Source organism: Terrabacter sp. Soil811, assembly GCF_001429655.1.
GTDB lineage: Bacteria > Actinomycetota > Actinomycetes > Actinomycetales > Dermatophilaceae > Terrabacter.
Genome location: NZ_LMSX01000008.1, coordinates 799,813 through 817,623, shown reverse-complemented (window position 1 = coordinate 817,623; position 17,811 = coordinate 799,813). Strand labels below are relative to the sequence as shown.

Genomic DNA, 17,811 nt, shown 5'->3' with positions numbered 1-17,811 from the left:
ACCATGATCGGCATCATCGCGAGCTTCACCCCGCACCTGCTGGTCGCGCCGCTGCTCGCCGCCGCACCAGCAGGGTCCGAGGTGTGCCTGGCCGACTTCAACCAGGTGCACCAGTCGCTCCTCGACGTCGAGTCCAGCTTCGAGCAGCCGCCCGACCAGCTCGTCGTGTGCTGGCGCATCGAGGACGTCTTCGGACCGGCGCTCGTCGACTGGGTCGTGCGCGAGTCCGACCCCGCGGGGCTGCGTGAGGACGTCCGCCAGCTGGGACTGCTCGTCGGGCAGGCGGCCGCCACACACGGCATACCGGTCGTGGCGTGCACACCGCCGACGCCGACGTTCGTCTGGCTGGACCCGCTCGACGCCCGGAGCAGCGTGCGGCTCGCCGTCCTGCACGGCCAGCTCGTCCAGGCGTTCGTGGAGGGCATCGGCCAGGCGCCTGTCACCCTCGTCGACCTCGCCGCCCTGCTTCAGCTGCACGGGACCGAGCGCGCCTACGACTCCCGCAACGACCTGATGTACCACCAGCCGCTCACGCGCCCGTTCGCGCAGGCGCTCGGCACTCTCCTCGGCGACGCCCTGGGCTCGCTCGGTCGCCCGACCCCGAAGGTGCTGGCCGTCGACGCCGACAACACGCTGTGGCTGGGCATCGTCGGCGAGGACGGACCCGACGGCGTCGTCATCGGCGACAGCTTCCCGGGCAGCGGCTACCGCGCGTTCCAGCAAGGCCTGGTCTACCAGGCCGCCCACGGCGCGCTCATCGCCCTGGTCAGCAAGAACAACGCCGCGGACATCGAGGAGATCTTCGCCCGCCGTGGCGGCGACATGGCTCTCAGCTCGGAGCACCTCGCGGCACAGCGGGTTGACTGGAACAGCAAGGCCGACAACCTCAACGCCATCGCCGACGAGCTAGGCCTCGGCGTCGACAGTTTCGTCTTCATCGACGACAACGACGTCGAGCTCGACGAGGTACGCCAGCGCTTGCCCCATGTCGACCTCGTCAAGGTCAGCGACGAGCCGGAGGAGGTCGCCGAGATCACCCGACGACTCACCGCTTTCCGCTTCGCACGCGTCTCCGGCGAGGACCGCGTTCGCACCCAGATGATGAAGGGCGAGAGCGATCGGCGTGCCGCGGCCGCGGGCGCGCCGTCGCACGCCGACTTCCTCGCCTCTCTCGGGATCAGCGTCCACGTCTTCGAGCCGGGGCCCGCGCACGTCGGTCGCGTCACCCAGCTCATCAACAAGACGAACCAGTTCAACCTCACGACCGTGCGCCGCGACGAAGCCGCGGTAGCCGCGCTCGTGACCTCGCAGGCCCACCGGGTGTATGCCGCCGAAGTGACCGACCGCTTCGGCGGCTACGGCCTCGTCGCCGTCGCCGTGGTTGATTGCGGCATCGACGCCTGGGAGATCGAGACGCTGCTCATGAGTTGTCGCGTCCTGCGTCGGGGCGTGGAGGACGCCATCCTCCAGTGCATCGGGGACGACGCCGTGACGGCGGGGGCGTCGATGCTGCGCGGGTCCTACCGTCCGACTTCAAAGAACGGCCAGGTCGCCGCCTTCTACCCCGACCGCGGCTTCACGGCTACCGGCGAGGGACTCTACGAGGTATCGCTGCCGTTGTCAGTGGCGCCCGAGCACGTTGTGGTGCTGCGAGATGCTTGACGGGGATCCCTTCGCCTACTTCTCGGACCTGCTGGTCCTCATGGTGGTGGCGGTCCCGCTCTACTTCCTGCTGCCGTGGGCATGGGCACGCCGTCTCCTGCTCGGCCTGGCGGGCGCCTACCTCCTCTACCTCATCGCGCCGCGGCTGCTCGCCTTCTACGTCCTCTTCTGGCTCGGCGTCTACGTCCTGCAGCTCGCCGCCACCCGATGGCGCGACCGCCCGTCGAGCTGGGTGCTCACGACCACGCTCGTCCTGCTGACCCTGGCCCCGCTCGTCGTGTGGAAGTTGCGCCCCGAATGGGCGGTGCTCGAGTTCAACGTCGGTATGAACGGGCTCGTCGACGGGCTCAGCCCATGGGTTGGAGCCGTCGATCGGGTCCGCGACCTCATCCTGCCCATCGGGCTCAGCTTCGCCACGTTCCGGGCCATCGACCAGATCGTCAAGGTGCGCCTCGAGATCGTGCCGCCACTGCGGCCGCTCCACCAGCTCGCGTACGGCTTCTTCCCCACCGTGCTCATCATCGGTCCCGTCATCGAGTACACCGAGATCGACCGGCGCCTCGACGAGCGGGCCCGGTGGGACCCGAACGACACCCTGAGCGGGATCCTCACCATCGGTCTCGGCGCGCTCAAGGTCTTCGTCCTCGCCTACCTCCTGCGCGGCAGCCAGGACGTCTTCTCCCTCTCCACGCGCAGCGGCTCGCCACTCGACTACTGGCTCGAGCTCGTGATGTTCGCCTTCTACTTCTACTTCAACTTCTCCGGCTTCTCCGACATGGCCATCGGGTCGGCACGCATCTTCGGCTTCCGGCTCGCCCCCAACTTCAACAACCCCTACCTCAAGACGAACCCCCAGGCGTTCTGGAATGCCTGGCACATGAGCGTGACGAGGTTCGCCCAACGCAACGTCTTCGTGCCGCTCGGGGGAATGCGCGCGCGGACCCAGTACGTCGCCATCGTCGCGACGATGATGGTCATCGCCCTGTGGCACGACCTCACCATCCCCCTCGTCATCTTCGGCCTCTACCACTCCGCGGGGCTCATCGGTCATCGTTGGTGGGTGGCCCGCCACCCAGTCCCCGACCACCGCGGCCTGGCACGCCGGGCGGGTGCCAACGTCCTGCTCTTCGTCTTCTACCTGCTCAGCCTGCCCCTGCTCATGGTCGAGCTCGGGTCGCTGGGCGACTTCTACGGGAGGTTGCTGTGATCCTCGCCGACCGTCTGCTCGCGTTCCTGCACGACCGGGTCGGCTTCGACGTGACCCGCTGGTCGATCGTGCGCATCGCGACGTTCGCCGTCGCCGCCCTCGTCGTAGCCGGCATCGTCGTGGAGCCGCGCCCCGGACAGCGGGACGACCAGGCCCTCGCGACCCGGCAGGTGCGCAACGTGTCCCTGGCGTTCGGTGACCCCCGCGGCTTCGATCCGACGCCGAAGGGCAAGAACTTCAAGGTGGCCTGGATCGGCGGGTCGGAGACCCAGGCGGTAGGGCCCAAGACCCGCGCCTTCATTCCGGGACTGGTCAGCGAACGCCTAGGGCGCGTCGATGGCAAGGTCGTCTCGACCGACCTCTACTACCTCGACGCGATCAGGCTCCTCGATGAGGTCAGCGCGCTGTCGTCGGCTCTCGCGAGCAAGCCCGACCTCGTGGTCATCAGCCTCAACCCCGTCTGGGTGCTCAACGATCTCGCGCCGCAGCAGTGGGACTACCTCGACGGCGCACTCGCCCGGGGCAGCCTCTGGCCCCCGTCGCGATGGGTTCTCGCAGCGTCCTTCCTCAGCCCCGGTGACGTCGGCTGGCGCGTGCTGTCCGCCGCCAGCCCGCCATTGGTCGGCGACCGCTTCGAGTGGGGCCTCGACCTGACGGAGCAGACCTCCACGCTCTCGTTCCTCGACGTCGTCCAGACACCGAAGTCACGCGCCACTGGGCTCGCCGCACTCGCGGAGCGCCGGCCCGTGGACTTCTGGGCCTCGCGCTTCGCCTCCAGCCGACCGACGAAGGATCTCGCGAGCATCCAGCTCAACACCATCGAGCGCGAAGTGGTGTCGCGGTCGTCACTCAACACCGCCGCCCTCCAGCAGATGTTCGAGATGGTGCGCACAGCCGGCGTCCCGACGTACTTCTACGTCCACGGCATCAACCCGACGGTCTACGCACAGCCCGACGCCCGTGACTACGTCGACCAGCTCCGTGCCCAGCTCGCCGCGGCGACGGCCGGGCAGACCACGAGCAGCGTTCGCTTCGACCCGCAGGGACTCCAGGACCGGGTGCCGCCGACGAAGTACCGCGACATCGTCCACGTCTATGACGGCCGCAACGAGGCTGCCGTCCTCAGCACCGACCTGTGCGCGCTGCTGCGCTCCACGGGCCGGCAGGCAGACTGTGAGGCACCATGAGCGACACCCCGACCCCCGAGGCGCCGGGGGCTGACTCGGTGGACGACGGTGGCTCCGAGACCGCCGTACCCACCGGGGGTAGCCGCCGCGCTACCCGGCTCGCGAGCCGACTGGCCGTCGAGCTGGCGATCGGACTCGGCATCGCGGCCGTGCTCGTCGTCGTGGCATGGGCCTCGAGCAACGCGATCCGCTTCGTCTACGGTGGCTACTGATGGAGCGCGACGTCTCACAAGGCCTCGACCCGACGCCGCGACTGCACCACGTCGGCTATGTCGTCGCCGCGATGAAGGGTGCGATCAGACGCTTCGAGGACGCGGGGGGCCGGCTCGTCGTCGGCCCGACGGACGACCCGACCCTCGGCGTCATCTGCGCACTGATCCGGCTTCCCGAGGGGGTCGACATCGAGCTCGTGGCCCCGCTCGAGGGTGCGGACTCGCCGGTCACCTCACGGCTCCAGCGCGGTGGGGGTCTCGACCACCTGTGCTTCTGGGTCGAGGACCTCGACGCCTCACTCGCCCGCGAGCTCGACCACGACGCGCTGCTGCTCGTCCCGCCGACGTATGCCGTGACGTTCGATGCCACCATCGCCTTCGTCCAGCGCCGGACCGGTCTCGTCGTCGAGCTCATGGGCGCCAAGCGGTGACGGTCAGGCGCCCGCCTTGGCCAGGACGTACGCCACGTTGATCGGCAGCTGCTCGTCGCGGGACTGATCGAGGGTCTTGCCCTCGTAGGGCAGCCGCAGCGGCTCGACGATCGAGAGCCCGCTGTCGGAGATCATCGACTCGAGCTCGTCCGTCGTGCGCCACAGGTAGATGTGGTCGACCGCCGGCGCGTTGACGCACGTCGTGACGAAGATGAACGCTCCCGGTTTCGCAAGGTCCGCGATCCGCCGGAGGAACACCTCGGGCTGCTCGACGTGCTCGAGCACCTCACCCATGACGACTGCGTCGAAGGACGACGGCGCGAGGTCGTCGGCGGTGAGGAAGTCGCGCAGCTCGACGCGCACCGGGGCGTCGGGGTGGAAGTGTTCGACGATCGTCCTGGTCTGCTCGACGCTAGCGGGCGACAGGTCGACACCCAGGAAGTCGTCGAAGGACCCGGTCTCGATCGCCGCCATGAGCAGGAACCCGTGGCCCGGACCCACCTCCAGGTAGCGGCCGCCACGGTCGCGGGGCAGCGACCGCCGCAGGAAGCGCGACATCTCGACGTGGTTGGGCCAGAGGAACGTGGTGATGGCCAAGCCGTACATGTAGCGGTCCATGTAGTCACGGTCGTGGTAGACCGACTCGGCCACGTCGGCGAACGTCGAGTGTCGGTAGTGCCCGTGCCGTCGGAAGTACTCCTGCTCGTCAAGGGTGTCCCCGAGGATCGTCAGGTAGCTCTCGGCGAGGTACTCGAGCGACAAACCCTTGGACAGGCAGAAGCGCAGGTAGCTGCCGAGGCGGTCGCGCTCGTCCTCGGTGGCTCCTTCGACCGCCTGCTCCAGGAAGCCCCGGTGGACGGGGAACTGGTCGATGACGCTGTCGACGAGTTTGCCGACCAACTGTTGTGAGTCACTCATGGACGGTCACGCTAGCGTCGTCCGGCGCGAAATCGGGGCCGACGCGACCGCTCCACGTGCCACGCCCGTGAGGGGGACTGGAGCAGGTCCCGTCAGCCGCCGATGGCGGACATGGGTCGGTCGGGCTGGACGAAGTCCGGGTCGCCGATCCCGTGGCCGCGGCGCTTGCGCCACATCTCGCCCCGGATCAGGCCGAGCAGCTCGTCGTCGGTGGCGCCCTCGCGCAGGGGCCTACGCAGGTCGGTCTCGGTCGTCGAGAAGAGGCAGTTGCGCACCTGTCCGTCGGCGGTGAGCCGCGTGCGGTCGCAGGCCGCGCAGAACGGCGCACTGACGCTGGCGATGATCCCGACGGTCTCGGGGCCGCCGTCGACGAGGAACCGCTCGGCGGGGGCACTCCCCCGGTCGGCGGCCGGCAGGGGCGTCAGCTCCCAGCGCTGCGACAGGCGCTCGCGGATCTCGTCGGCGGAGATCATCTGCGTCCGGTCCCAGGCGTGCTGGGCGTCGAGCGGCATCTGCTCGATGAAGCGCAGCTCGTAGCCGCGCTCGAGGCACCACGCGAGCACGTCGGCGACCGACTCGTCGTTGATGCCGCGCATCGCGACCGCGTTGACCTTGACCGGCGTCAGGCCGGCGTCCGACGCGGCCTTGAGGCCCGCCTCGACGTCGGCGAGGCGGTCGCGACGGGTCAGCTGCGTGAAGGTCTCCGAGTCGATGGTGTCGAGGCTGACGTTGACCCGGTCGAGGCCGGCCTCCTTGAGCCCGATGGCGACGCGCTCGAGGCCGACGCCGTTCGTCGTCATCGCGATCTTGGGACGCGGCTCGAGGGCCGCGATGCCGGCGACGAGCTCGACGAGCGATCGGCGCAGGAGCGGCTCGCCTCCGGTGAGGCGGACCTGCGTGATGCCGTCGCGCACGAAGACGCCGATGACCCGCAGCATCTCCTCGTCCGTCAGCATCTCGGTCTTGGGCATCCACGGCAGGCCCTCGGCGGGCATGCAGTAGGTGCAGCGCAGGTTGCAGCGGTCGGTGACCGACACGCGCAGGTCGCGGGCCCGGCGCCCGAACTGGTCGGCCAGCCCTGCCGGTCGGACGCTCGGGTCGGGAAGGCGGGTCATGTGCTCCACTCTAGGCCGGGTATTGCTGCGACCCGGTCTGCTGGTGATGCCGATGTTGCCCCAGGCCACTGAACTGCGCTGATGTGACGTCTGGCTCGTTGGTCAGGCCGACGGCGCCGGGCCGCTGTCGGAGCTCCTGCGGACTCGTTGCGGACTGCACGGTGCGTCAGCCCGAGACCAACGGCGCCGCTGCCGTCATTGCCCAGCGTCCCTGATTCCTGGTGGAGCTCTGCTACGGCGACGGGGGCATGAGGGAGGCGATGTTGCCATAGGCGCGCATCGCGTCGATCCGATCTGCCGACAGGTCGTAGGCGACGCAGAAGGGAATGCGTTCCCCGCCGTCGGTGCCGGCGCACGTTCCTTCGAGGTAGGCGACGCCCTGGGCGGACACCAGTCGACGTGTGCTCAGATCCGGCATGCGAGCGTGCAACCCGTTGATGGCCTCTTCCACGGCCCCAGCACCGCGGACTACCGCGCCGCTCTGAATCGTGGTCCACGTGACGTCGTCGGTGAAGAACTGCTGGAAGCGGCCCGTACCGAGGGCTGTGAAGTAGGCGGACATCGTCTGGCTCGTGTCGTCGGTCGACATCCGGGCTCCCTGCTTCGGGAAATGATGGAAGGGCCCACTCAGTGTGCTCCGGCTACTGCTGCTCCGCCACAGTCCGCTGCGCCCGAAGCCATCTGGGGTGCCTGACCACGTACCGATCGTCGCGCGTGCGATCGCGAGGGACGAGAGGCGGCGAGGTGCTCGTGTCACGTCGGTCGTCCGCTGAACAGCACCGGCTGGTGCTACGGCTGCCAGTCCGCACGTGGCGCGCTGTGGTCCCCGCCTGTCAGCCGAGGGACGGAGTGTGTCGGGTTGATCTGCGCGGCCTCCAGCGACGTGTCAAACCCGAGCAGCGCCTCCGCAGCGGCCGGGGACGCAGCGGCCGTTCGCGCCGCGGCTTCGAGCACGGAAGCACCATACGTGGTGGTGTCCGCACGATGCTTGCCCGCGGGCTCGGGCGCGCTTCCAGGTGCTCCGCCCGGCCGTCGGAGAACTCGCAGCAGGTACACCGGGTCGTCGTCCTGCGCGCGGGCGGCGGCGCGGGCCAGCTCTTCCGGGTCAGCGCTCGTCGGCCTGTGCTCTTCGGGCACGTCACGACACAGGCGCCGGTACACCGCTTCACGCGTGGCGACGGGGAGCTGAGCGAACACCTCGGCGTGGACGAGGTCGAACACCTGCGGCGTTGAGACTCGGAGCAAGTACTTGTACTTGGCCATGTCCAGGGCCACCTCGGCCTCTGATCCGCTGTCGTCGGACGGGTGTGGAATCAAGCGCCGCAGCCTGCCTTGAAGGTTCATGACCGCTCCTTCAGCTCGTCGTGCCAGCCTACCCGCGCGCCTCTGACGACGGGCCTCGATCCACGGCGCGGCATCGGTGAGCTGCGCGTCCGAGCTCGGTCTCGGCCGGGTCGAGGTCATCCGCCGCCCTCTCTGACCAGGAGCGGGCGCTCAGACGTGAACACGCCGAGAAACTCATCGAAAGGAACGTATTGAAAGATCCCTTTCGAAAGAGTAGTTTCATCACATGCCACCGACCCGCCGCCGCGTCACCGATGCCGACGCCCTGAAAGCGCTCGCCCACCCCCTCCGGATGGCCCTGCTGGGCGCCTTGGTCACCGAGGGGCCGCTCACTGCCAGCCAGGCGGCGGCGCTGCTCTCGGAGTCTCCGTCCAACTGCTCCTGGCACCTGCGCAAGCTCGCCGAGCACGGCTTCGTCCGCGAGGCCCGCGGCGGCACCGGCCGCAACCGGCCTTGGCAGGCGGTCAGCGACGGGCTCGAGTGGGGCGACGACGTGGAGGGCGTGACGGACCCCGACCCCACGGACCGGATGGCCGCGGACGCCCTCACCGACATGGTCCTCGAGCGGGAGCTGCAGCGCTTCCGGGCGGCCCGCGCGGCCCGAGACAGCGAGCCGGCGCCCTGGCGCGACGCCACCGGGCTGGTGCAGTCCCAGCTCTGGCTGACGGCCGAGGAGGCGCAGGGGCTCAAGCGGGAGCTCACCGACCTGCTGCAGCGGCACCTCGACCGGTCCGGCCATCCCGAGCACCGACCCGACGACGCCCGGTTGGTGTCCCTGGTCGGCTGGCTGGTGCCGAGCGGCCCGCACCGTCTCCGGCCGGTCCCGGCCGACGGCGCCACGCCGCCCGAGCCGTCCCGCACCACCGCACACACCCACTCGAGCGAGGAGACCACGCGATGATCCGGACCACCTTCCGCACACCCGGGTTCGGCCGGCTCTTCGCCGGTCTGACCGCCAGCATGTTCGGCGACTCGCTGATGCTGATCGTGCTGAGCATGTGGGTGAAGACCCTCACCGGCTCGAACGGAGCAGCTGGGCTGACCTTCCTGTGGATGACGGCCCCCGCCCTGCTGGCACCCCTGTTCGGGTACATCGTGGACCGGGTCGCCCGGCGCACGTTCCTGGTGGTCGCCAACGTCGCGTCGGCCGCGATGATGCTGCCCCTGCTCCTGGTGCACGACGCCGGCGACGTGTGGATCGTGTACGCCGTCGCCTTCTGCTACGGCACCTCCTTCGTCGTGGTGCCCGCCGCACTCAACGGCCTGCTCAAGGAGATGCTCGCCGAGGACGTGCTGGTGGAGGCGAACGCGTCGCTGAGCGTGACCCGCGAGGCGCTGCGTCTGGTCGGTCCGCTGCTGGGAGCCGCCACCTTCGCATTCGTCGGGGGCGGCGCGGTGGCGATGGTCGACGCGGCCACCTTCCTGTGCGCGGCCGTGGCCATCGCCGGGCTCCGGGCGGGCGACCGGCCCGAGCCGGCAGGGCAGCCGCAGCACTGGCGCGCGGAGGTCGTCGAGGGGGCGACCTTCATCCGCCGGACCCCGGTGCTCCTGCACACCACGCTCGCGCTGGCCCTGGCGCTGCTGGTGATCGGGTTCGCCGAGTCCGCGGTGTACGCCGTCGTGGAGGCCTTCGACAAGCCGGTCACCTTCGTGGGCCCGCTGCTCACCGTGCAAGGGGCCGGCGCGGTCGCCTCCGGACTCTTGGCCAGCAGGATCGTCCGGCGGTTCGGCGAGCCGGCCACCGTGATCGTCGGTCTGCTGGTCACCTCCCTGGGCCTCGCCGGGGTCGTGGCGGCGCAACAGACCTGGGAGCTCCTGGTCACCGTCGCCGTCCTCGGTGCCGGTCTCCCGCTGGTCATCGTCGCGTTCAACACCCTGCTCCAGAAGCGCACCCCGGGCCGGCTGATGGGGCGGGTCAGCACGTCGGTGGAGGTGCTGACCACCACCCCACAGGCCCTCTCGATCGCCACCGGTGCCCTGCTCGTGACGCTGCTGGACTACCGCACCATCTTCGCGCTGATGACCCTTGGCACGTTCGTCGCCGCCGGGTACCTCGCACTCACGTTGCGGGGCCGGCTGACCATGACTGCAGGTTCCGAGGCGCCCGCGGACCCGGACGTCGTCGCGGGCACGGTGCTGGCGGACCCGCCTACCGTCACCACGCTGCTGCCGGACCAGGAGGTCGCCGACGAGACCAGTTGGGCGACCGGCCGGCAGCCAGAACCCTCGCGCTGAGCGCCAGGCTCCGGCGACCGGACGCGTGACACCGTCGCCGTGGCCGTTGGCCCTCCTGGGGAGGCTCTGCGGACCGGGAGCGGCCGCGTGACGTCACCGCAGGTCAGAGACGGGCCGGTACTCGGGTCCGCCCCTGGGCCGGGTACCGTCGATTCGTGCTTCGACTCTGGCTGACGCGGCGCTGGCTGCTCTGGACCCTCGTCGCGGTCCTCTTCGGGGTCGCCTGCTTCTACCTCGGCCTGTGGCAGTGGCACCGCCATGTCGAGCAGCGGACCAAGGTCGATGCCATCGCCCGCAACTACGGCGCTGCACCGGTCGCCTTCGCTCCCCCCATGGTCGAGACGCCGATCCCGGCGGAGCGGCAGTGGACCCGGGTCGCGCTGACGGGCACGTATGCCGCCGGCCCGGACCTGCTCGTCCGTAACCGGACGCTCGACGCGACGGTGGGTTTCGAGGTGCTGACGCCGATGCAGACTGGCGACCTGACGCTCCTGGTCGACCGAGGCTGGGTGCCCAACGCGGACGACGCCGAGACCAGTCCGCCCGTCGACCCGCCGCCCTCCGGCCCGGTGCAGATCACCGGGTGGCTGCGCACCGGCGAGGTGAGCCTCGGCCGCGACCTGCCTCGGCCCCAGATGGCGAGCATCAACATCGCCGACGCGCGGACGCAGGTGCCGTCGCTGAGCCCGGTGGACGCGTACGTCGTCCTCGGCGCGCAGGTGCCGACCGCAGGCGCGGGCGAGCACCCGCTGCGTCTGCTGCCTCGCCCCGAGGAGGACCTGGGTCCCCACCAGGCGTATGCCTACCAGTGGTGGCTCTTCATGCCCGGCGGGGTCGTCTTCATCTTCTTCGCCATCCGGCGGGAGGCTGCGACCCGGCGCGCCGGGACGGCCGGACCCGACGCGGCTCCGGTCAAGCCGAAGAAGGTGCGCATCTGGGACGAGGAGGACGCCTGAGGACGAGCCCTCCCCCGCGCAGAGCCTCCCGGATGAGAAGGTCGACGTCCGAGCACGCCGTCACACCTTCAGAGGAGCCCGCATGGACATGCGCCTGGAACTCGTCCCGCTTCCGACCACCGACGTCGACGCCAGTTTGGCGTTCTACACCGAGGGCATGGGCTTCGTCCTCGACCACGACGTCGAGCCGGGCAACGGCATGCGCGTCGTGCAGCTGACGCCGCCGGGGTCGAGCTGCTCGATCGTCATCGGCGTCGGGATGAGCGCGCCCGACGCGCCGCGCGTGCAGAACCTGCACCTCGTCGTCGATGACATCGACGAGGCGCGGGAGATGCTGACCGGCAACGGGGTCGACGTCTCAGAGGTCCAGGACATGGGTGGCGTCAAGTACGCACACCTCAGCGACCCGGACGGCAACACGTGGGCGCTCCAGCAGCTCTCGCGATGAGCGGGCCCGCGGCACGACGATGACCACCGGCGACTCCGCGCCTGACCACCTCCGGCTGCTCGCCCGACCGACCGTCGCCGAGCGGCGGGCCCAGCTGCCCGGCGACGCCCTCGTGCCCGCCGACGTCGTCATGGACCGGGCCTTCACCGTGTCGGGCTCGCCCGAGCGGGTCTGGCCGTGGCTCCTCCAGCTCGGCAAGCGGCGCGCCGGCTGGTACCTCCCGCGGACCGTCGAGCGAGCCGTCCCGCGGTCGCGCCGGGCCGTCCGTCACCTCGACCCAGCCCTCCAGGCGCTCGCGGTCGGCGACGTCATCCCCGACTGGGGCGGTGCCGACGCGACCTTCACGGTCGTCGAGCTCGAACCGGCCTCACACCTGCTCTTCGCCTCCACCCGAGGCCGCACCGACCTGACGTGGTGCCTCCGGCTGCAGCGGGCCGGCGGCGACCGCACCCGGGTCCACCTGCGGCTCCGCCTCGGCCCGGTGCGTCACCGGCGGCTGGCCCGAAGCCTCGGCGGCCTCGTGGACCTCGTCACCGTGGCCGGCCTCGCCGTCGGACTCGAGGAACGGCTGGTGCGCCACCGCGCCTGACCCGACGGCAGTGTCAGACGTGGTCGAGCGCGTCGCGCTCCAGCGCCGTGAGCTCACGCTCGGCTCGCCCGGGCCGCTCGACGGTCTGGTCGTCGAACTGCGTCGCGTGGAGGTCGGCGTACAGGCCACCCGCCGCGAGCAGCTCGGAGTGCCGGCCGGTCTCGACGACGCGGCCGTGGTCGAGCACGACGATGAGGTCGGCCTGGCGGATCGTCGAGAGCCGGTGGGCGATGACGATCGAGGTGCGCCCCTCGAGGGCCGCGTCGAGCGCCCGCTGCACCGCGACCTCCGACTCGGAGTCGAGGTGGGCCGTCGCCTCGTCGAGCACGACGACGTCGGGCGCCTTGAGCAGCAGGCGCGCGATGGCGAGCCGCTGCTTCTCGCCGCCGCTGAGCCGGTGACCGCGGTCGCCGACGACGGTGTCGAGACCCTCCGGGAGCTCCGCGACGAGGTCGCTGATCTGGGCGGCCCGGAGGGCCGCGTGGATCTCGTCGTCGGTGGCGTCGGGCCGGGCGTAGAGCAGGTTGGCCCGGATCGTGTCGTGGAAGAGGTGGGCCTCCTGGGTCACGACCCCGACGCGGTCGCGCAGCGAGGTCATCGCGACGTCACGCAGGTCGAGGCCACCGATGCGCACGACGCCCTCGCTCGGGTCGTAGAGCCGGGACACGAGCGACGTCAGGGTCGTCTTGCCGGCACCCGAGGGTCCGACGAGCGCGACGAGGTGGCCGGAGGGAGCCGAGACGGTGACGTCGTGGAGCACGACGCCGCTGCCGCGGCGGTCACCCGACGCCACGGACTCGAGGGAGGCGAGCGACACCTCGTCGGCGGACGGGTAGCGGAACGCGACGTGGTCGAGCTCGACCCCGAGGGGTCCGCTGGGCAGGTCGACGGCACCGGGCCGCTCCTTGACGAGCGGCTCGAGGTCGAGCACCTCGAAGACGCGCTCGAAGGAGATGAGCGCCGTCATGATGTCGACCCGGACGTTGGACAGCGACGTCAGCGGGCCGTAGAGGCGGGCGAGCAGCGCGGCCAGGGCCAGCAGCGTGCCGACGGAGAGCGTGCCGTTGACGGCCATGACGCCACCGAAGCCGTAGATCATCGCGGTGGCCAGCGCCGCGACGAGGGTGAGGGCGGCCATGAAGATCGTGCGGTTGAGCGCGATCTGGATGCCGATGTCGCGGACCCGGCCGGCGCGCTCGGCGTACTCGGCCCCCTCACGGGCGGGATTGCCGAAGAGCTTGACGAGCAGCGCACCGGCGACGTTGAAGCGCTCGGTCATCCGCGTGCCCATGTCGGCGTTGAGCGTCATCTGGCGGTGCGCGAGGCTCGCGAGCCGCTGGCCCATGAGCTTGGCCGGGATGAGGAAGAGCGGCACGAGCAGCAGCGAGCCCAGCGTCAGCTGCCACGACAGGGCGAGCATCGCCGCGATGACGAGCACCACCGACACGATGTTGGAGACGACGTTGGACAGCACGGACGTGAACGCCTGCTGGGCGCCGACGACGTCGTTGTTGAGCCGGGAGACCAGCGAGCCGGTCTGCGCGCGGGTGAAGAAGGCGATCGGCTGGCGCAGCACGTGTGCGAAGACCTGGGTGCGCAGGTCGTTGATCAGACCCTCACCGATGCGGGAGGAGTACCACCGCGAGATGACCGTCAGGACGGCGTCGGCGATGGCGATCACCGCGACGACGAGCGAGAGCCGGACGACGACGGACGAGTCCTTGGGGATGACTCCGTCGTCGACGAGGCTCTTGATCAGCAGCGGCACCGTGACGACGAGCACCGAGTCGACGACGACGACCGCGAGGAACGCGATGATCGCGCGGCGGTACGGCGCGGCGTACGTCAGGACCCGGCGACGGGTGCCCGGCGACAGGGTCCGTTCGGCCACCGACGAGTCGCGCGACATCGATCGCATCGCCATCCACGGCTGCATGCCCACGGCACAGACCTCCTTCAGTCCCTTGATCCAACCCCGAGGGACCGACAGCGATTCCCCCGGGGCCGGGATCAGCCGGGGCCGGGGCGCGACTCAGGCGCCGAAACCGCCGAGCATCGCCTGGAGCAGCCCCGTCTGGGCCTCCCGCTCGCGGGCGAGCTGCCCGTCGCGGTCTCCGTCCATCGCGCCCCGCAGCAGCGGCTTGAGCGCTCGCAGCGCGGGTGCCGGCGCTGCGAGCAGCGCCTCGACGAGGGAGCCGGTCACCTCCTCGAGGTCGGCCGCCGGTGCGAGCGTGCCGACGAGTCCGATGCCGTGCGCCTCGGGCGCCGAGACCTTGCGCCCCGTCGCACAGATCTCGAGGGCCCGGGCGTAGCCGACGAGGTGGACGAGCGGGCCGGTGCCCCCGAGGTCTGGCACGAGACCGAGGCTCGTCTCGCGCATGGCGAACCACGCGTCGAGCGCCGCGACGCGCAGGTCGGCCGCGAGCGCGAGCTGGAAGCCGGCGCCGATCGCGTAGCCGTGCACCTGCGCCACGACGACGGCCGGGCACTCCGCCCACGCGGTGAAGCCCTCCTGGTAGGCCGCGATCCCGCGCTGGACGGCCTCCGGGCCTCCCGCGGCGAGCTGGGCGACGCTCTCCTCCCCGGGCACCCCCTCCGGGGTGAACATGGCGGTGTCGATGCCGGCGGAGAAGGCGTCACCGGCCCCGCGGAGGACGACGACGCGTACGTCCTCGGGGACCGACCGCGCCTCGTCGGCGAGCGCCGCCCACAGTGACGGGGTCTGCGCGTTGCGCTTCTCCGGGTGGTCGAGCGTGAGGGTGCGGACAGGTCCGTCGGTCTCGACGACGAGGTGCGGATGCGTCATGGACGCAGGCTACCCGTGGGTCACGGCGAGGTCGTCGGGCTCAGGCCGCGACCGCCGGAACGACCCCGCGACCGACCGTCGCCGGCGGGACGACGCGCAGGACACCCCATCCAGTCACGGACGCAGGCTGGACCAGCTCGACCCGGAAGACGCGCGCACAGTCCAGGCACGACCACGCGGAGGTGGGGTCCGGGAACGGCGTCAGGTCCTCGCCCGAGCAGTACGGGCAGGTGAGGTGGTGGTCGCTGGGCATGGCACACAGTGTCCCGATCGACCCACCCAGATACAATAACCGTCCATTATGTGAGCCCAACTATTTGCTTATGTATGCCGGAGGCGGGCTCACTGCCCCAGGGCACCCACCGCTCGAGCCACGACGAGCAAGGACGTGAGCAGCGCGGCCGTCGCCTCGAGACCCATGAGGGACTTGGCCCGGGCCGACAGCGGCATCGTGTCGGTGGGGCTGAACGCGCTCGAGTTCGTCAGGGACACGTAGAGGTAGTCGACGAGCTCCGGCCGCCAGTTGCTCCGGGCGCTCGAGGTCGCGGCGACCTCGGTGATCGCGTCCTGGTTCTCGTCCTGCGAGAAGCGCCAGTCGGCCGGCGGGAGCCGGTCGCGCACGACCGTGTGTCGCGCGACCGGTCCCCCACGGTCGATCTCCCAGAAGAGCAGGCCGAAGCCGATGACGTTGGTCAGCCACACCTGCATGCCGGCCAGCAGCAAGGGCAGGCCGCCCGGCTCGGACGAGGTGAGGCTCCGCACGAGCATGCCGAGCGCGAAGAGGTTCGTCGCGATGACCACGCACGCGAGGGCGATGGAGACGCCGCGGGACCAGCGCGTCTGACGGACCAGGCGGCGAGGGTTCGTCACGACGAGCGCGCCGAGCAGCACGAGCTCGAGGGCGGGGATAGCCAGCCGGGGGCCGACGAGAAGGCTCTCCGGCAGCACGGCGTACGCCAGCGCTGCCACGACGACCGCGAGCGCCGGCCACAGGCGGTTCTCGCCGGCGCTCGAGCGTGGCTCACGCCGCCGTCGTCGCCCCGCGCTCGGTGTCATGGCGCCAACGTAGCCAGTGGCGCCCCGCGACGGGTGCCGACAGGCTCAGGCGAGCGAGATGAGGTCGAGGTAGTCCGGTCCCCAGAGGTCCTCGACGCCGTCGGGCAGCAGCAGGATGCGCTCGGGCTCGAGTGCCTCGACGGCCCCTTCGTCGTGGGTGACGAGCACGACGGCACCCTCGAAGGTCGACAGGGCCCCGAGGATCTCGGCCCGCGAGGCAGGGTCGAGGTTGTTCGTGGGCTCGTCGAGGAGCAGCACGTTGGCCGCCGAGACGACGAGCAGGGCGAGCGACAGGCGCGTCTTCTCGCCGCCCGAGAGCACGCCCGCGGGCTTGTGGACGTCGTCGCCCGAGAAGAGGAAGGAGCCGAGCACCTTGCGCACCTCGGTCTCGCCGAGCTCGGGCGCCGCCGACTTCATGTTCTCGAGGACCGTGCGACCGACGTCGAGGTTCTCGTGCTCCTGGGCGTAGTAGCCGAGGCGCAGCCCGTGACCGGGCTCGACTTCGCCGGTGTCGGGGGTGTCGACGCCGGCGAGCATCCGCAGCAGCGTCGTCTTGCCGGCACCGTTGAGGCCGAGCACCACGACCTTGCTGCCGCGGTCGATGGCGAGGTCGACGTCGGTGAAGACCTCGAGCGAGCCGTACGAGCGGGAGAGCCCCGACGCGCGCAGGGGGGTCTTGCCGCAGGCGGCCGGCTTGGGGAAGCGGAGCTTGGCCACCTTGTCCTGGACCCGCTCGCCCTCGACGCCGGCGAGGAGTCGTTCGGCGCGCTTGGCCATGTTCTGGGCCGCCGTCGCCTTGGTGGCCTTGGCGCGCATCTTGTCGGCCTGCGCCATGAGCGCGCCGGCCTTCTTCTGGGCGTTCTGCAGCTCGCGGCGGCGGCGCTTCTCATCCGTCTCGCGTGCCTGGAGGTAGGTCTTCCAGCTGACGTTGTAGACGTCGAGGGCCGAGCGGTTCGCGTCGAGGTGGTAGACCTTGTTGACGACGGCGTCGAGCATCTCGGCGTCGTGGCTGATGATGATGAGCCCGCCCTTGTAGGCGCGGAGATACTCCCTCAGCCAGATGATCGAGTCGGCGTCGAGGTGGTTGGTCGGCTCGTCGAGGAGCAGGGTCTCGTTGCCGGAGAAGAGGATCCGCGACAGCTCGACGCGGCGACGCTGGCCACCCGAGAGGGTTCCGAGCGGTTGGCCGAGGATCCGCTCCTCGAGGTTGAGGGCGCTGGCGATGGACGCGGCCTCGGACTCGGCGGCATACCCGCCCTGGGCCTCGAACTCCACCTCGAGCCGGGTGTAGGCCCGCATCGCCTTGTCGCGAACCTTCTCGTCGTCACTGCCCATCCGCTCCTCGGCCTCGGCCCGCTGGCGCACGATGGCGTCCAGGCCGCGGGCGGAGAGGATGCGGTCGCGGGCGAGCATGTCGAGGTCGCCGGTGCGGGGGTCCTGCGGCAGGTAGCCGACGGCGCCCGTGCGGGTCACCGTGCCCGCGGCCGGCTGGCCCTCCCCGGCGAGCACCTTGGTCAGGGTGGTCTTGCCGGCACCGTTGCGTCCGACGAGGCCGATGCGGTCGCCCGCGTCGATCCTGAAGCTGGCGTCCTCGACGAGCAGGCGCGCCCCAGCGCGCAGCTCGATCCCGGTGGCGACGATCACG

At 70.6% G+C, this 17,811-nt stretch carries 19 protein-coding genes; 10 read left to right on the top strand and 9 right to left on the bottom strand.

Annotated features, from left to right (window positions below):
- The first annotated feature begins 3 nt into the window (after positions 1-3).
- The 5 genes from ASH01_RS14170 to ASH01_RS14150 are packed head-to-tail and all read left to right on the top strand — an operon-like array spanning position 4 to position 4,699.
- Positions 4-1,662, top strand: coding sequence for an HAD-IIIC family phosphatase (locus tag ASH01_RS14170; RefSeq protein ID WP_056776859.1), 1,659 nt, complete (start codon positions 4-6; stop codon positions 1,660-1,662).
- Positions 1,655-2,869 (top strand): MBOAT family O-acyltransferase, encoded by a 1,215-nt coding sequence (locus ASH01_RS14165; RefSeq protein ID WP_056776855.1) that lies wholly within the window; start codon positions 1,655-1,657, stop codon positions 2,867-2,869. The genes ASH01_RS14170 and ASH01_RS14165 overlap by 8 nt, the downstream gene beginning before the upstream one ends.
- A complete protein-coding gene (locus ASH01_RS14160; RefSeq protein ID WP_056776852.1) occupies positions 2,866-4,056 on the top strand; it encodes a hypothetical protein in 1,191 nt (396 codons plus the stop codon). Before ASH01_RS14165 ends, ASH01_RS14160 begins: the two co-directional genes overlap by 4 nt.
- The gene (locus ASH01_RS14155) at positions 4,053-4,268 is read left to right on the top strand and encodes a hypothetical protein (RefSeq protein ID WP_056776849.1); all 216 of its coding nucleotides are present in this window, start codon (positions 4,053-4,055) and stop codon (positions 4,266-4,268) included. Before ASH01_RS14160 ends, ASH01_RS14155 begins: the two co-directional genes overlap by 4 nt.
- On the top strand, positions 4,268-4,699 hold the full coding sequence (locus ASH01_RS14150; RefSeq protein WP_056776847.1) for a VOC family protein: 432 nt from the start codon (positions 4,268-4,270) through the stop codon (positions 4,697-4,699). Before ASH01_RS14155 ends, ASH01_RS14150 begins: the two co-directional genes overlap by 1 nt.
- Positions 4,700-4,702: 3 nt before the next feature.
- Here the strand turns inward: ASH01_RS14150 and ASH01_RS14145 are convergent, their stop codons facing one another.
- The 4 genes from ASH01_RS14145 to ASH01_RS14130 form a co-directional block, all read right to left on the bottom strand.
- Positions 4,703-5,617 carry a class I SAM-dependent methyltransferase gene (locus ASH01_RS14145; protein ID WP_082619839.1) on the bottom strand — a complete coding sequence of 305 codons (915 nt, stop codon included), beginning with the start codon at positions 5,615-5,617 and terminating at the stop codon, positions 4,703-4,705.
- A gap of 92 nt (positions 5,618-5,709) precedes the next feature.
- A complete protein-coding gene (moaA, locus tag ASH01_RS14140) occupies positions 5,710-6,732 on the bottom strand; it encodes a GTP 3',8-cyclase MoaA (protein ID WP_056776842.1) in 1,023 nt (340 codons plus the stop codon).
- A gap of 232 nt (positions 6,733-6,964) precedes the next feature.
- On the bottom strand, positions 6,965-7,321 hold the full coding sequence (locus ASH01_RS14135) for a nuclear transport factor 2 family protein (RefSeq protein ID WP_056776839.1): 357 nt from the start codon (positions 7,319-7,321) through the stop codon (positions 6,965-6,967).
- Between the two features lie 200 nt (positions 7,322-7,521).
- Entirely contained in the window at positions 7,522-8,076 is a 555-nt protein-coding gene (locus tag ASH01_RS14130; protein WP_056776838.1) for a hypothetical protein, read from the bottom strand.
- A 226-nt stretch (positions 8,077-8,302) separates the two neighbouring features.
- Between ASH01_RS14130 and ASH01_RS14125 the strand changes: the two genes are divergently transcribed.
- From ASH01_RS14125 to ASH01_RS23455, 5 genes are all read left to right on the top strand, one after another.
- On the top strand, positions 8,303-8,977 hold the full coding sequence (locus ASH01_RS14125; RefSeq protein ID WP_056776834.1) for a winged helix-turn-helix domain-containing protein: 675 nt from the start codon (positions 8,303-8,305) through the stop codon (positions 8,975-8,977).
- On the top strand, positions 8,974-10,311 hold the full coding sequence (locus tag ASH01_RS14120; protein WP_056776832.1) for an MFS transporter: 1,338 nt from the start codon (positions 8,974-8,976) through the stop codon (positions 10,309-10,311). The genes ASH01_RS14125 and ASH01_RS14120 overlap by 4 nt, the downstream gene beginning before the upstream one ends.
- A gap of 155 nt (positions 10,312-10,466) precedes the next feature.
- Positions 10,467-11,267, top strand: a complete 801-nt coding sequence (locus tag ASH01_RS14115) for an SURF1 family cytochrome oxidase biogenesis protein (protein ID WP_056776829.1) — start codon at positions 10,467-10,469, stop codon at positions 11,265-11,267.
- Between the two features lie 82 nt (positions 11,268-11,349).
- On the top strand, positions 11,350-11,715 hold the full coding sequence (locus ASH01_RS14110) for a VOC family protein (RefSeq protein ID WP_056776826.1): 366 nt from the start codon (positions 11,350-11,352) through the stop codon (positions 11,713-11,715).
- Positions 11,716-11,734: 19 nt separating this feature from the next.
- On the top strand, positions 11,735-12,304 hold the full coding sequence (locus tag ASH01_RS23455; RefSeq protein WP_056776823.1) for a hypothetical protein: 570 nt from the start codon (positions 11,735-11,737) through the stop codon (positions 12,302-12,304).
- 13 nt (positions 12,305-12,317) lie between these two features.
- Here ASH01_RS23455 and ASH01_RS14100 read toward each other — a convergent pair whose 3' ends face one another.
- From ASH01_RS14100 to ASH01_RS14080, 5 genes are all read right to left on the bottom strand, one after another.
- Entirely contained in the window at positions 12,318-14,240 is a 1,923-nt protein-coding gene (locus ASH01_RS14100) for an ABC transporter ATP-binding protein (protein ID WP_056777755.1), read from the bottom strand.
- Positions 14,241-14,336: 96 nt separating this feature from the next.
- Positions 14,337-15,110 carry an enoyl-CoA hydratase/isomerase family protein gene (locus ASH01_RS14095; protein WP_056776821.1) on the bottom strand — a complete coding sequence of 258 codons (774 nt, stop codon included), beginning with the start codon at positions 15,108-15,110 and terminating at the stop codon, positions 14,337-14,339.
- 40 nt (positions 15,111-15,150) lie between these two features.
- Complete coding sequence (locus ASH01_RS14090) at positions 15,151-15,363, bottom strand: hypothetical protein (protein WP_056776819.1); 213 nt, start codon at positions 15,361-15,363, stop codon at positions 15,151-15,153.
- Between the two features lie 89 nt (positions 15,364-15,452).
- Positions 15,453-16,166 (bottom strand): hypothetical protein, encoded by a 714-nt coding sequence (locus ASH01_RS14085; RefSeq protein ID WP_082619836.1) that lies wholly within the window; start codon positions 16,164-16,166, stop codon positions 15,453-15,455.
- Positions 16,167-16,211: 45 nt separating this feature from the next.
- Positions 16,212-17,810, bottom strand: a complete 1,599-nt coding sequence (locus ASH01_RS14080) for an ABC-F family ATP-binding cassette domain-containing protein (RefSeq protein WP_056776817.1) — start codon at positions 17,808-17,810, stop codon at positions 16,212-16,214.
- Between the last annotated feature and the right edge of the window lies 1 nt (position 17,811).